The sequence below is a fragment of the Maribacter sp. genome, from assembly GCF_039968975.1.
In the GTDB taxonomy this organism is placed as follows: Bacteria; Bacteroidota; Bacteroidia; order Flavobacteriales; family Flavobacteriaceae; genus Maribacter.
In genome coordinates this window covers 1-13174 of record NZ_JBDVOT010000051.1, presented here as the reverse complement: position 1 = coordinate 13174, position 13174 = coordinate 1, and the positions used below count along the sequence as shown (strand labels likewise).

Genomic DNA, 13174 nt, shown 5'->3' with positions numbered 1-13174 from the left:
AGTGAACTACAAATTTTTTCTAACTGTTGGTCAAGTCTATATTCATCTGGTAACTGATACTCAAATTTGTCTGCGTTGGTTTCTTTTATTGTATTTGAGATTATCTGTGCTAAGTCTTGAGGGTTGTTTTTGTCATTTAGTTGGTAATAGATAAACTGATGCCCTTTCTTAGAAAGGTCTTCTTTAAAGCTTCTCATGGCTAAAAAGAAAGCGACCACTTTTTGAATATGATGTTTTACATAATCTGTTTCTTGTCTCATTTCTGCCATGACATAAGTGATGTCATCATTTACTTCATTGAACCAAGAGTGATTCTGATTTAATTGGTCACCTAGTATTAAGCGTACTATTTTCATTATTTTGTGTCTTTTTTAAGTTATGGTTAGAACAATGTTTTTTGTAACCACAACCGTTGATATTTACCGGCAGCGTCATACCGTTCTGCTTGGCTTTTTATATTGAATTTTCTGTTCCTAGGGTCATTTCCTACTCCGCTATTATACATCCAGTTTCCCCAGTTGCTATGCACATCATAATCGATCAACATACTTTCAAAATAAGCGGCACCAATTCGCCAGTCTTGTTCTAATTCTTTGGACCAAAAACTAGCTACGTTTTGTCTACCTCTATTACTCATCCATCCGGTTTTCAATAGTTCTTTCATATTGGCATTTACAAAAGATTCTTTAGTTAAACCATTGATCCAGTTGTATTTATCTTTTTTATTGGCTCCCCAATCGTAAGTAATATTTAATATTCCTTCTGACTTAAAAATGGCGTCGTTATGCTTGAGTGATATATATTTAAAATAATCTCTCCAGATTAATTCAAAAATCAGCCAATAGGTGTCTTGATTTTTTATTATTTCTTTCTCAAAATTCTTTATTTCCCAGTAAATAGTTCTTGGAGATATACTACCATTAGCTAGCCAGGCAGATAGTTTTGAACTATAGTCAGTACCAATTGATCCATTTCTAGTTTTCTTGTAAAAACTTAACTTTTTCGTTTCCCAGAAATAGTTATCAACTCGTTTAAGTGCCTCCAATTCTCCACCTTTAAAGGGGAATGCGGTATTTGAGTGGTTAGTATAATTCTCCAGACCCAAATCGTTTAAAGTGGGAATATTAGTTTTGGTAGCTATTAAATTTTCACTGGGCATTCTAGTAGACAGCTTTATTATAGGTCTTACCTTGGAGTTTGCTTCGCACTTTTTTCTGAAGTTTGTAAAAACATTAGGAATAGCATTAAAATCATCATAGGGAATATCATCAGGATGAAATAAAAATTGATCATATGCTTCACGAAAGTTAACGCTTGGATCTAAGTTGTTTTTTACATTGTTTAATATAACCTGTTCATCTCTAGTCCATTCTTTTTGTAAAAAAACAGAATTGATATTATGGTCTTTTATTAACTGTGGTAAATATTCTGATGAATTACCATGATATATAAATAGAGGTATATTTAGTTTTTTGAGTTCCTGTTGTAGTTGTTCAATAGTCTCAATTAGAAACTTTGCTCTATACTTTTCCGTTCTTTTAAATCCGAATTCATCAATTTCAAAAAACTTAGATTCAAAACAGTAGAAGCCTATAACTTTAGACCCTTTCATTGCTTCTTTCAATGACGAGTTATCTTGTACCCGTAAATCGTTTCTAAACCAGATTAGATTATTCATGAATTTCTTTTTTCAATTTATTACGTCTACATTTTTCACCACAGTATCTTACTTCATCCCAATTGCGTTCCCATTTTTTACGCCATGAAAAAGGTTTCTTGCAGGTAACGCAGATTTTAGAAGCAAGATGTACTTTTTTATGTGCCATTTTTAGATAGGTTTGGTAGGTGTATCAATTTCTGCGTAGGCAAAACGTGCCAAAAGTTGTGGTAATGCATAAGCATCTAAACCGTTTATAGCAACAGTGTCTGCTTTATCTAGAGAAAGCCAACCATCTTCTTGAATACTATGTTTTGGTAAATACAAATGCTCAATAGCACCAATAACCAGCAGACAACCATTCTCTTTGATCTCGTATTCATTAACATAGCTACAACCTATTTTAATAGCACTTTCTTGCACATACGGAGCTTGAAAATCATTAAGATAAGTCTCGGTCAAATTAGTTTTTGAGAACTCAGAAATATCTTCATTATAACTAGCGGCAGTATGGTGTGCCTCTTTTATCATAGATGCATTTACCTGGTTAACAGTAAAAAAACCAGTCTCTTTAAAGTTAGCATAAGTGTCTCTTTTTACGGTAAGTGGTCTTAAAATAAACCCTAACATTGGAGGTGAACTACCAATATGCACTACAGAATTAAATATTGCCAAATTGCTATTGCCTGAGTTCGATTTTGAACCGATAAGATTAGCAGATTTGTAACCTGTACAGCTGTTAATTAAATGCGCTTTATATCTGCTAGGCAGGCTTAGTAATTTTTCTTTTGTGAAATGTTTCAAGATATTTTATTTTGTTTAATAAAAGTATATAAAATTTAAACAAAAATATAACTTTATCAATAAAATGATTTGCTTAGTTTATGTAAGTATTACCTGAAATTAGGCTATAATTCCCTATTTTTAACATTGAATTAATGTTGGCTTAAAGCCATGAACATGACCCAAGAAAAAAAGAATATTGCCATTATTGGCTCAGGCTTGGTAGGATCCTTACTTGCCATATATCTAAAAAGGTACGGACATCAAATTACCGTATTTGATCGGAGACCAGATATTAGAAATGTAGAATTTTCTGGTCGATCTATAAATCTTGCCATGAGCAATAGAGGTTGGAATGCCTTGAAGGCGGTTGGCATAGAAGAAGAAATTAAAGAAATTGCCATCCCCTTAGATAAAAGGGCAATGCATGTTATTGGAAAAGAGCAGTATTTTCAAAAATATGGTAAGGACGGTGAGGCTATTTGGTCCATATCTCGTGGGGTGCTTAATAGACGAATGATTGATCTTGCTGAAAAGAACGGAGTAAAATTTCGTTTTGAAGAAAAGGTCTGGGATATTGATTTGCCAGAAGCAAAAGTTTACACAGGAGAAAGTGAAAAAGGAGAATGGGTAGAATACCCGTTTGATTTGGTGTTTGGGTGTGACGGTGCTTTTTCAAGAGTACGTCACAAAATGCAAAGACGTAGTAGATTTGACTATTCACAAGATTTTATTGATGTAGGGTATAAAGAATTGACCATACCTGCAAATGCAGATGGGTCACATAAATTGGATAAACATTCATTTCATATTTGGCCACGTGGTAAGTTTATGTTTATAGCAATGCCAAATTTAGATGGCAGTTTTACCTGTACATTATTTATGCCATTTGAAGGTGATGTCTCTTTTGATAGTTTAAAGACTAAAAAGGAAGCGGTACATTTTTTCAATACATATTTCCCTAATGTAAAAGATGAAATTGAAAATTTAACCGAAGACTTCTTTAAGAACCCTACCAGTGCTATGGTAACTATGAAGTGCTATCCGTGGACCTATTGGGATAAGGTTGCCCTTGTCGGCGATTCTGCGCATGCTGTAGTGCCTTTCTATGGGCAAGGTATGAACGCTGGGTTTGAAGATATTTATGTCTTAGATCAAATTATACAAGAGTTAGGTGACGACTGGCAGCGTATTTTTGAAATCTATCAAGAAAGCCGTAAACCTAATGCTGATGCTATTGCAGAGTTAAGCTATCGCAATTTTGTAGAAATGAGCAGTAAAACTGCAGATGCGAATTTCTTACTACAAAAGAAAATTGAAAAGCACTTTGCGGCAAAATATCCAGAAAAATGGGTGCCAGCCTATAGTAGGGTAACGTTTTCAAATAGACCTTATGCAGAAGCATTGGCAGAAGGCGATGCTCAAGAAGAGATTATGCAAGAAGTTATGAAAACATCTGGTATTACAGAAAAATGGGATAGTAAAGAAGTAGAGGAGCTAATGCTAAAACTTCTAGGCTAATTACTTATTGGATTTCATTTCACTTCTGCGCATGGGCATGCTGTCTATTAAGTCAAATAGCTGTTTTATTTTAAAAGGGTAGGGGCTTTTGGATTTTATGCCACCATCTTTTCCAATTAATACATAACCATTGTAAGATTTTGGTAATGTACCCGGTTTTTCAATATCCGTAGCTTTGCCATCTGTGGTGTATAATACAGTGTTTTTATATATGAAAACACGAATAGCTCTTTCGCTTATTTCAGTAGTATTGTTTTCAATAATTTCTAAAGCAGATTTTACTTCGGTAAAATTATTTTCATTTTCATAAAGAACAACTATTCTATTTTTCCATTTAAAGTCAGATAAATTTTGCGCCTCTACATTTATGCTCTGCATCAAAATGAAAATTAAACTGATTTTTAATAAATTCATAGTTATGAATGTAAACAAAAAAAGCCATCTTTAAAAGATGGCTTTTTTAAAATATGTTGCATGTTAGCTATTATAGTTTAGCGAACATTTTTTGCATTTTTTCACTTTCTTCTTCAGCAAGTGTTGGGTCAACTAAAATACGACCACTATGCTCATCAGTAATAATTTTCTTTCTTGAAGCAATCTCAACTTGAACCTGAGGTGGAATAGTAAAGAAAGAACCACCAGAAGCACCTCTTTCAATTGGCACAACAGCTAAACCGTTCTTAACATTGTTACGAATACGAGCATAAGCCTTAACCAAACGTTCTTCAATTTTGTCTTGAAATTTGATAGACTCTTCTAGTAACGCTTTTTCTTCTTTCTCAGTTTCGGCAAGAATTGCATTCAATTCGCTTTTCTTGTGCTTAAGGTGAGCTTCACGTTCAGATAAACGCTCTTTAGTATCAGAAATTACAGATTTCTTCTGATCGATCTGAGCTTTGAATTCTTTTATGTTCTTTTCAGCCAATTGAATTTCCAATTCTTGAAACTCCAATTCTTTACTGATAGAATTAAATTCTCTACTGTTACGAACATTTTTTTGTTGCTCGCCGTATTTTTTAATTAAAGTCTTTGCTTCTTCAATAAGGTTCTTCTTAGCACCGATTTCGAAATTGATATTCTCTAAATCAGATTTAAGTTTATCCATTCTCGTTTTTAGGCCAAGGACTTCATCTTCCAAGTCTTCTACTTCTAAAGGAAGTTCACCACGAACATTCCTAATTTCATCAACCCTAGAATCAATTAATTGCAAATCATATAATGCTCTTAACTTTGCTTCTACAGACGAATCTTCTTTTTTTGCCATATTAAAAATAATTGATGGGATTTGTTATACTTTCCGATAAATGGATTGCAAAATTAGGAATTTTTTTCGTAAGATAATCAACTAAAAGGTTTTTTGTAAACTGCTCAGTTTCAAAGTGTCCTATATCTGCCAAAACTATTTGGTTTTCAGCCTCGTAAAATTGGTGATATTTAAGGTCTGCAGTAACAAATACGTCTGCTCCGGCCGCTTTTGCAGCACCAATAGCAAAAGAACCACTTCCTCCTAGTACTGCTACTTTTTTAATTGGTTTATTTAAAAAATTAGAATGACGTACCAATTTGGCGTTCATTTTAAGCTTTAAATGTTCAAGAAATTCGGTTTCGCTAACTTCTTTGTTCAATTCACCTATCATGCCCATACCAATATGTTTGTTGGTATTTTCTATAGTTTGTATGTCATAAGCTACTTCTTCGTAAGGGTGAGAAATAAGCAATGCTTTAATTACGGCAGATTCTTCGTTCTTGCCAAAAACACATGTAAACATAATTTCACTTTCCATATGTGTGGTACCTATGCTTCCCTTTGTGGGGTTGGCATCCTCATTGGCTTTGTAAGATCCATTGCCTTCCACAGTGAAACTACAGTCAGAATAGTTTCCTATGTTACCCGCACCAGCTTTGAATAGCGCCCCTTTTACTTCCTCTAAATTATCTTTAGGAATATAGGTGGTCAATTTTTTAATTGTATTTTTTTGAGGCAGAAGTATTTTGGTATTAGAAAGTCCTAGTACTTCGCAAATTTTTGCGTTTACGCCTTCTTTCGCATTATCAAGTGCCGTGTGGTTAGAATAGATAGCAATATCATTTTTGATTGCTTTTATAACTACACGCTCTACATAATTTTTACCCGTTATTTTCTTTAAGCCCCCAAAAATGATAGGGTGAAAACTCACAATCATGTTACACTTTTTAGCAATAGCTTCTTCTACCACATTTTCTAAAGTGTCTAGTGTAACTAGTACGCCGCTTACTTCATTAGAAGTGTTGCCAACTAGTAAACCTACGTTGTCAAAATCTTCGGCATATGTTAACGGGGCAAATTCTTCTAAGATTAGGGTGATGTCTTTTACAGTCATTTTATAAGAAAATAAGATATTCAAAGATAAATTATTATAATTTCGTTCTGATGCAGGTGTTACGAAAACTTCTTTTTCCTATTTCTTTAATCTACGGATTGATTGTCTTTTTTAGAAATCGCTTGTATGATGTAGGTATATTTTCTTCTGAGTCTTTTGCAGTAAAAACTATTTGTGTAGGTAACCTAAGTGTTGGTGGTACAGGTAAGACCCCAATGATCGAGCTTTTGGTACGAGAGCTTTCTCAAAATTATAGTGTAGCCATTTTAAGTAGGGGCTATAAACGCAAGTCAGAAGGTTTTCTACTTTCAACAGAACAAACCGGTGTTGAAGAATTGGGTGATGAACCATTTCAATTAAAAAGTAAATTCCCTGATGTTACTGTTGCCGTTGATGCGGATAGAAGAAATGGAATACGTCAACTTGAGAAAATGGTAAGTCCGGATGTGATTTTGCTCGATGATGCATTCCAGCATAGAAAGGTAAAAGCTGGATTTTCTATTTTATTGACCGCTTATGAAAATTTATATACTAAGGATTGGTATTTGCCAACGGGCAATTTAAGAGATTCTAAAAGAGAGGCGGGTAGGGCAGATTTAATCGTAGTAACTAAATGCCCGGCTAACTTATCGTCATCGGAAAAAGATAAAATTAGGGCGAGTATAAAACCTGGGACTAATCAAAAAGTATTGTTTAGTTACTTATCATATAATAAAGAGCTTAAAGGTAATATGATGCCTTTAAATGGGCTGAAAGAAAAAAAAGTAACTTTAGTAACAGGGATAGCAAATCCCGCACCGTTAGTAAATTTTTTAAGCTCAGAAGGAATTACGTTTGAGCATTTAAAATACAATGACCACCATTTCTTTACTGATCAAGAGATTGAACAGTTAAAGGAAAAGGAGTGTATTCTTACTACAGAAAAAGATTTTGTGCGCTTAGAATCTAAGGTGACGAACCTAAGTTATATAGAAGTAAAGCATGTATTTTTTGATAATACAGCCGAACTTTTGAAGAAGGATTTGTTAAAATTTATGACAACGATTTCTTAGCTCTTTTGTCAAAAATATTCTCACCTATTTTTTGGTAAAAAACATCTGGCTTAAATGGTTTGGTAACCACATCATCACAACCTGCTGCATAGAAACTTTCTAAACTATCGTCTAATGAGATAGCTGTTAATGCAATTATTGGTGTGTCTTGATTGAATTTTCTAATTTGAATTGTGGCTTCTTCACCACTAATACCTGGCATATGAATATCCATAAGTATGGCGTCATAAACATTCTCTTGAGCGGCTGTTACTGCCTCATGACCGTTATTGGCAATATCACTGGTCATATCTCGCTTAGAAAGCATTTTTTTGGTGATGACTTGGTTAATTTTATTGTCTTCAACAATTAATAAGTGAAGTCCTTTAAAGTCATAGTCTTTTGGCGTAATCTCAAATGATACATCTTCAGATTCACTTTCAAGACTCTTCATTTTAACTTCAAAGAAGAAAGAGCTGCCTTCGCCTAATTCACTCTCAAGTTCAATTTTACTTTCAAATAAGCTCAATAAGCTTTTAACAATAGTTAGACCTAAACCGGTACCACCATATTCTCTGTTAATCTGAATAGATCCTTGTTCAAAGCCTTCAAAAATACTTTTTTGCTTCTCTTTTGAGATACCTATACCATTATCCTTAACTTCAAAATAGATGGTAATGTCATCTTCGACTTTGTTCAATAATTTTACAATGACCTTTACCTCACCACCTTTGGTGAATTTGATAGAGTTACCAATCAAATTCATAAAAATTTGAGAAAGCTTTAACGGGTCACTCAATAAGCTATTTGGTATATCTGAATCGTATTCTAAAATTAAGTTTGTCTTGTTTGACTTGGCACTTTGTCCAAGAGAATTAATAACTTCATTAATCACTTTGTTCAGGCTGAACTCCATATTAAGGGGTTCTAGTTTATTTGCATCAATTTTGTTGATGTGTAGAATGTCATTTATAAAATTAAGAAGATAGTCACCTGAGAATTTTAATGCCTTTAAATGTTCTTTTTGGTGTTCTTCAGGGTTTTCCTCTAGTAATAAGTGAGTAAGTCCGGTAACCGCATAAAGTGGGGTTCTAAGTTCGTGGCTTACCGTAGATAGAAAGTTCGTTTTTGCTTCCATTGCTTGTACGGCACCATCACGAGCAATTTGTAGCTCTTTGTTTTTGGTCTGTAAAAGATCGTTGGTTTTTAATTTTATCTGGTTATTTCTATAAAGCGTTACTGCTAGTAATGAAATAATGATTAAAAATGCAGAAGTTAAAATTGCCGTAAGCTCAGACCTGTTTTGAGATTCTGTTAGTTCTTCAATTTTCTTTTCTTGGCGTGCAATCTCTTCCGTCTTATAATCATCTCTAATCTTGTCAGCTGTTTTAGCTTCAATTATATTTTTATCAATATTGAATATTGAATCTTTTAATTGTACTAGATTCTGAGTGTTCACGAGCGATTTCTGATAGAGACCAAGTTTCTCATAAACAGAAGATAATAAGGTGTTAGCGTTTTTAATGTCCTCTAAAAATCCATTATCAACAGCAAGGGTCAAAGCGTTTTCTCCATTTTTAGCAGCTTCGGATAAATTATCGATTTTTAAATTTAGTTCGGCAAGTGTTAAGTAGGCTTGCGTTGTAAGGTATTCTTTTTCGTAAAGATCAGTATTTACAATTAGTGAATTTAAATTCTTAGTAGCGCTATCATACTTCTCTAAACTGAGATATACTCTTGCTTCGGTCAATAATAAATTATTGTAAAAATTACGGTCGTTATTTAGTTGTTTAGCTTCATTAAGCATAAACAAAGCTTGAAAGTTTCTATTACTTCTATGTAACAGAATAGCTTCTACATATTTATGCATACCGTCACCGTAAGGATATTCAATATCTTTTAGCAAAACGCTTGCGCGATCCCAATAAAACTCAGTGTCACCTTCTTTGTCTATTTTTAAATAAAGTAATGCTAGTTCGTGAAGGCTATCAATAAGACCCTTGACATCTTCGCTTTTTTCGGCTTCGTTTGCAGCTGTATTCAACGTTTCTAAAGCAAGGTCAATTTTATCTTGATTTCTGAATTTTCTTGCTTGATCAAAGTAAGGTTGTATGTCTTTCTTTGGAACCGGGTTTTGTGAGTATAGGGCAGTAGTAGCCGCCAAAATTAGAATGGGGACTAGTAAAAATTTAAGTGCTTTATTTAAAAATAATATCTTCAAATATAATTTTTAGTACTAATAAAATTAATCAAATCAATGATTCTACTGCTATAGCCGGTTTCGTTATCGTACCAGCCAATAATCTTAACCATTTTTCCTATTACGGAGGTCATCAAAGAATCAAACGTACAAGAATAGCAACTATTGTTTATATCAATAGAAACTATTGGGTCGTTGGTATAATGAACTATATTTTTAAACTGGTTTTTAGACGCTTTTTCAAAAGTAGAGTTTATTTCTTCAATACTTGTAGCTCTCTTTACATTTAGGGTAATGTCTGTTAATGAGCCATTTGGCACAGGAACCCTAATGCCGCAACCACCAATGGTATCTGCTAATTCCGGGAATATTTTAGTCAATGCTTTTGCTGCCCCAGTTGTAGTAGGTACTATAGATTGTGATGCCGCGCGAGCCCTTCTTAAATCTCTATGTGGTTGGTCGTGCAAACTTTGATCTGTAGTATACGAGTGTATGGTCGTAATATACGCCTGCTCAATACCACATAAATCATTGACTATTTTGATCATTGGTGCAGCGTTGTTCGTAGTACAAGATGCATTTGATATGATGTCGTCAGATTTTGTCAACGTATTTTCATTAATGCCGAAAACAATCATTTTTATATCATCTTCAGTAGGGGGTACGGACAAAATAACTTTCTTGGCGCCATTTTTAATATGAAAAGATAATGTTTCTCTATCCTTAAATTTGCCGGTGCATTCTACAACCAAGTCAACTGCGGAAGAAGACCAATTTATTTTAGACGGATGAGTTTCGTTATATAAAGCAATAGCCCTTTCATTAACAATAATGTGTTTTTCGTCATGAGAGATATTGAGCGGTGAAGTACCGTGAATACTGTCATATTTTAAAAGATGTGAAAGAGTACGGGTGTCTGCCAAATCATTAATAGCAACCACATTTAAATTTTCATGTGCTTGCATTAAGCGAAATAGGGTTCTGCCTATCCTCCCAAAACCATTAATGCCTATGTTTAGTTTTTGCATTGGTTACCGATGAATGTGTTCAGTTAATACAGATAATTCCCAATAATTTAGGACTATCAAATAATCTTAGCGTAGTTGCTAAGAAGTATGTTCTTGAGAATTTATAAAATATGCTTGTGTGCTTTGTAAGAAGATCTAACTAAAGCACCACTTTCAACATGTCTAAAGCCCATTTCAAGACCTATGTCTTCATATTTCTTAAACTGCTCAGGAGTAATAAATTCTTTAACGGGTAGGTGCTCTTTAGAAGGCTGTAAGTACTGTCCTATAGTAACAACATCAACATCTGCATTACGCAAATCTGCTAATGTAGTAATTACCTCATCTTCATGTTCGCCAAGACCTAGCATAATACCAGATTTGGTTCTGTTGATACCTTGTTTTTTCAAGTAGTTCAAGGCTTCAAGACTGCGTTCATACTTTGCTTGTATACGTACCTCTCTGGTAAGTCTTTTAACAGTTTCCATGTTGTGAGAAACAACTTCTGGGGATACAGCAACTATTCTGTCTAAATGCTTTTCTATACCCTGAAAATCTGGAATTAAAGTTTCTAAAGTCGTAGTAGGGTTCATTCTACGGATAGCCTTTACGGTTTCTGCCCAAATAATAGATCCCATATCCTTAAGGTCATCTCTATCTACAGAAGTGATGACAGCATGTTTAATACCCATAATTTTTATGGATCTAGCTACTTTTTCAGGTTCTGCCCAGTCAACATTTTCAGGTCTTCCGGTTTTAACTCCGCAGAAACCACATGATCTAGTACAAACATTACCCAAAATCATAAAGGTTGCTGTACCTTCTCCCCAGCATTCTCCCATATTTGGGCAACTTCCGCTGGTGCAAATAGTATGCAGGTCATACTTATCTACCAAACCTCTAAGCTGGGTGTATTTCTTACCTGTAGGTAGTTTTACCCTTAGCCATTTCGGTTTACCTTTTGGTGGAGCAACATTTTCTTTTAAAACTGTAGACATGCTTTAAATTTTATTACAAATATACGAACTAATAAAGTGTGGATAAAGCAGAATTACATGCTACACAAATGAGTTCTAAATTATGAGAAAATTTCTATTGGTTGTTGTTTACTTTCGTTCTTTAATAATTTCTGAAAGTAATTTTTTTGCCCTTAGAAGTTTTACCTTGACACTGTTTATAGGCTCGTTCAAATGAGTGGCAATATCGGCATAGCTTAGCTCATTAAAATACCTAAGGTTGATGACCGCCTGGTAATGTGGCTTTAGTTTTTTTATATCTCTAAGTAAATCTGCTAAATTCTGCTCTTGAATTAATTGATCTTCCATAGAAGGAGTAGCATCCAAAGCACTGGTTATAGCGTCAGAATTACTTCTAGAATCTAGCAAGTTCTTTTTTCGCTTTCTAACTAAATCAATATGAATATTTTTAGAAATAGCTATTAACCAAGTTTTAAATACGTAAGAATCGTTATAGGTATTTATCTTATCGAATGCCTTTGAAAATGTCTGAATGGTGATATCTTCAGAATCATTTTCATTTTCTGTACGCTTTAATTGAAATCCGTAAACATCGTTCCAAAACATATCTAACAAACGACTAAAGGCTATTTGTTTGCCTTGCTTCGCTTTAATGATTGTTTCTTCTAAAGTGTCTATTTTGTTCAAATATTATTTTTGGTAAGCGTTTACTTTTGATTGTGAACTAAGCTTATTCTGAGATTAAATCTTTCTTGCAATCTTGTTCGTTTGGCATTTTACCGCACATACCGCAAGCTTGTCCGTCTTGATTTAGAAAAGGACTTTGACTTGCGCAAGTTCCTGCAAATTCCCCGTCTTTTTTAGACCATATTTTAATTGCAATACCTGCAAAAGCCAATGCTAACAGCCCAATGGTCAGTAATACTAGTTTCATATGCTAAATTTTAAACAAAGATAAAAAATAAAGCCCCAAAAATGGGGCTTTAAGAATACTTTATGTGTGAAAGCTTAGTATGCTATGTTCGCAACTATGTTTTCAACGTTAGGGGCGTGATTACCACCTTTTTGTTCAATTGTAATATAACCAACTGCATTTTCAGCGTATGGTAATGCCAGCAACTTTTCTTGATCACCAGCTTCTTCGATAATACCCAAGTTTATCATTTTGCCGTTAACCTCTGCCCACATTTGAAAACATTGGCTTTCAGGAATATGAGGTAATTTGCTAACGTTGATATAAGATAATTTCTTAACCGGGTTTATATAAGCAACAGCTTTTAAATCTTTTGCTTTCTGGTTGCCCTTAACATTATACTTTTTAGTTTGTGGGTTGTTTAGAACAATGAACTGGTTACGTACATCTTCTAACTGCTCCTTCATGTTTTCCTCAAGCAATTTTATTTTATTGCTAACCACACTGTTCTCTTCTTGCAAACTCTGGTTTTGGTTCCAGAAAAAAGTAGAGATTCCTATAAACATGATAGCGGTAATACTTGCAGCGATAGCATAACTATAGAATCTTTTTCTGCCTTTACGTTCAGCTTTTATTCTAGAGTTGATTTTATCTTTTAAACCTTGTGGAGCTTCAATAGCATGAAGTTTGGCAAAGATTTCAAGATTATCCTGTAATTCGCTATA

At 34.0% G+C, this 13174-nt stretch carries 15 protein-coding genes; 2 read left to right on the top strand and 13 right to left on the bottom strand.

Annotation, left to right across the window (positions count from 1 at the left end):
- The 4 genes from ABJI11_RS03375 to ABJI11_RS03360 all read right to left on the bottom strand — a co-directional run.
- Positions 1-356, bottom strand: a 356-nt coding sequence (locus ABJI11_RS03375; protein ID WP_348349416.1) for a cryptochrome/photolyase family protein, incomplete at its 3' end; no start/stop codon positions are given.
- Positions 357-382: 26 nt separating this feature from the next.
- Complete coding sequence (locus tag ABJI11_RS03370; RefSeq protein WP_348349414.1) at positions 383-1678, bottom strand: DASH family cryptochrome; 1296 nt, start codon at positions 1676-1678, stop codon at positions 383-385.
- On the bottom strand, positions 1671-1826 hold the full coding sequence (locus ABJI11_RS03365) for a DUF2256 domain-containing protein (RefSeq protein WP_348349412.1): 156 nt from the start codon (positions 1824-1826) through the stop codon (positions 1671-1673). The genes ABJI11_RS03370 and ABJI11_RS03365 overlap by 8 nt, the downstream gene beginning before the upstream one ends.
- A gap of 2 nt (positions 1827-1828) precedes the next feature.
- Positions 1829-2461 carry a flavin reductase gene (locus ABJI11_RS03360; RefSeq protein WP_348349410.1) on the bottom strand — a complete coding sequence of 211 codons (633 nt, stop codon included), beginning with the start codon at positions 2459-2461 and terminating at the stop codon, positions 1829-1831.
- Between the two features lie 156 nt (positions 2462-2617).
- Between ABJI11_RS03360 and ABJI11_RS03355 the strand changes: the two genes are divergently transcribed.
- A complete protein-coding gene (locus ABJI11_RS03355; RefSeq protein ID WP_348349408.1) occupies positions 2618-3961 on the top strand; it encodes an NAD(P)/FAD-dependent oxidoreductase in 1344 nt (447 codons plus the stop codon).
- Here ABJI11_RS03355 and ABJI11_RS03350 read toward each other — a convergent pair whose 3' ends face one another.
- The 3 genes from ABJI11_RS03350 to ABJI11_RS03340 all read right to left on the bottom strand — a co-directional run bounded on the left by ABJI11_RS03350 (position 3962) and on the right by ABJI11_RS03340 (position 6321).
- A complete protein-coding gene (locus tag ABJI11_RS03350) occupies positions 3962-4375 on the bottom strand; it encodes a DUF4174 domain-containing protein (protein WP_348349406.1) in 414 nt (137 codons plus the stop codon).
- Positions 4376-4445: 70 nt separating this feature from the next.
- Positions 4446-5225 (bottom strand): C4-type zinc ribbon domain-containing protein, encoded by a 780-nt coding sequence (locus tag ABJI11_RS03345; RefSeq protein ID WP_276494357.1) that lies wholly within the window; start codon positions 5223-5225, stop codon positions 4446-4448.
- A gap of 1 nt (position 5226) precedes the next feature.
- A complete protein-coding gene (locus tag ABJI11_RS03340; RefSeq protein ID WP_348349404.1) occupies positions 5227-6321 on the bottom strand; it encodes a Nif3-like dinuclear metal center hexameric protein in 1095 nt (364 codons plus the stop codon).
- A 50-nt stretch (positions 6322-6371) separates the two neighbouring features.
- On the opposite strand from ABJI11_RS03340, the gene lpxK reads away from it, so the two are divergent.
- Entirely contained in the window at positions 6372-7373 is a 1002-nt protein-coding gene (gene lpxK, locus ABJI11_RS03335) for a tetraacyldisaccharide 4'-kinase (RefSeq protein WP_348349402.1), read from the top strand.
- On the opposite strand, the gene ABJI11_RS03330 is transcribed toward lpxK, so the two are convergent.
- The 6 genes from ABJI11_RS03330 to ABJI11_RS03305 all read right to left on the bottom strand — a co-directional run.
- A complete protein-coding gene (locus ABJI11_RS03330; RefSeq protein WP_348349400.1) occupies positions 7354-9573 on the bottom strand; it encodes an ATP-binding protein in 2220 nt (739 codons plus the stop codon). The two genes, lpxK and ABJI11_RS03330, sit on opposite strands and share 20 nt — an antisense overlap.
- Positions 9570-10580 (bottom strand): type I glyceraldehyde-3-phosphate dehydrogenase, encoded by a 1011-nt coding sequence (gene gap / locus ABJI11_RS03325; protein WP_348349398.1) that lies wholly within the window; start codon positions 10578-10580, stop codon positions 9570-9572. Before gap ends, ABJI11_RS03330 begins: the two co-directional genes overlap by 4 nt.
- A gap of 101 nt (positions 10581-10681) precedes the next feature.
- On the bottom strand, positions 10682-11557 hold the full coding sequence (gene lipA, locus ABJI11_RS03320) for a lipoyl synthase (protein WP_348349396.1): 876 nt from the start codon (positions 11555-11557) through the stop codon (positions 10682-10684).
- A 108-nt stretch (positions 11558-11665) separates the two neighbouring features.
- Positions 11666-12223 (bottom strand): sigma-70 family RNA polymerase sigma factor, encoded by a 558-nt coding sequence (locus tag ABJI11_RS03315; RefSeq protein WP_276494361.1) that lies wholly within the window; start codon positions 12221-12223, stop codon positions 11666-11668.
- 43 nt (positions 12224-12266) lie between these two features.
- A complete protein-coding gene (locus tag ABJI11_RS03310; protein WP_036156035.1) occupies positions 12267-12470 on the bottom strand; it encodes a hypothetical protein in 204 nt (67 codons plus the stop codon).
- Between the two features lie 74 nt (positions 12471-12544).
- Positions 12545-13174, bottom strand: a 630-nt coding sequence (locus tag ABJI11_RS03305) for an anti-sigma factor (RefSeq protein WP_348349394.1), incomplete at its 5' end; no start/stop codon positions are given.

Bases quoted from the DNA above. Each gene is read 5' to 3' on its own strand.
- ABJI11_RS03340 (WP_348349404.1), bottom strand. From the start codon at position 6,321: ATGACTGTAAAAGACATCACCCTAATCTTAGAAGAATTTGCCCCGTTA.
- ABJI11_RS03345 (WP_276494357.1), bottom strand. From the start codon at position 5,225: ATGGCAAAAAAAGAAGATTCGTCTGTAGAAGCAAAGTTAAGAGCATTA.
- lipA (WP_348349396.1), bottom strand. From the start codon at position 11,557: ATGTCTACAGTTTTAAAAGAAAATGTTGCTCCACCAAAAGGTAAACCG.
- ABJI11_RS03370 (WP_348349414.1), bottom strand. From the start codon at position 1,678: ATGAATAATCTAATCTGGTTTAGAAACGATTTACGGGTACAAGATAAC.
- ABJI11_RS03355 (WP_348349408.1), top strand. From the start codon at position 2,618: ATGACCCAAGAAAAAAAGAATATTGCCATTATTGGCTCAGGCTTGGTA.
- lpxK (WP_348349402.1), top strand. From the start codon at position 6,372: ATGCAGGTGTTACGAAAACTTCTTTTTCCTATTTCTTTAATCTACGGA.
- ABJI11_RS03350 (WP_348349406.1), bottom strand. From the start codon at position 4,375: ATGAATTTATTAAAAATCAGTTTAATTTTCATTTTGATGCAGAGCATA.
- ABJI11_RS03365 (WP_348349412.1), bottom strand. From the start codon at position 1,826: ATGGCACATAAAAAAGTACATCTTGCTTCTAAAATCTGCGTTACCTGC.
- ABJI11_RS03310 (WP_036156035.1), bottom strand. From the start codon at position 12,470: ATGAAACTAGTATTACTGACCATTGGGCTGTTAGCATTGGCTTTTGCA.
- gap (WP_348349398.1), bottom strand. From the start codon at position 10,580: ATGCAAAAACTAAACATAGGCATTAATGGTTTTGGGAGGATAGGCAGA.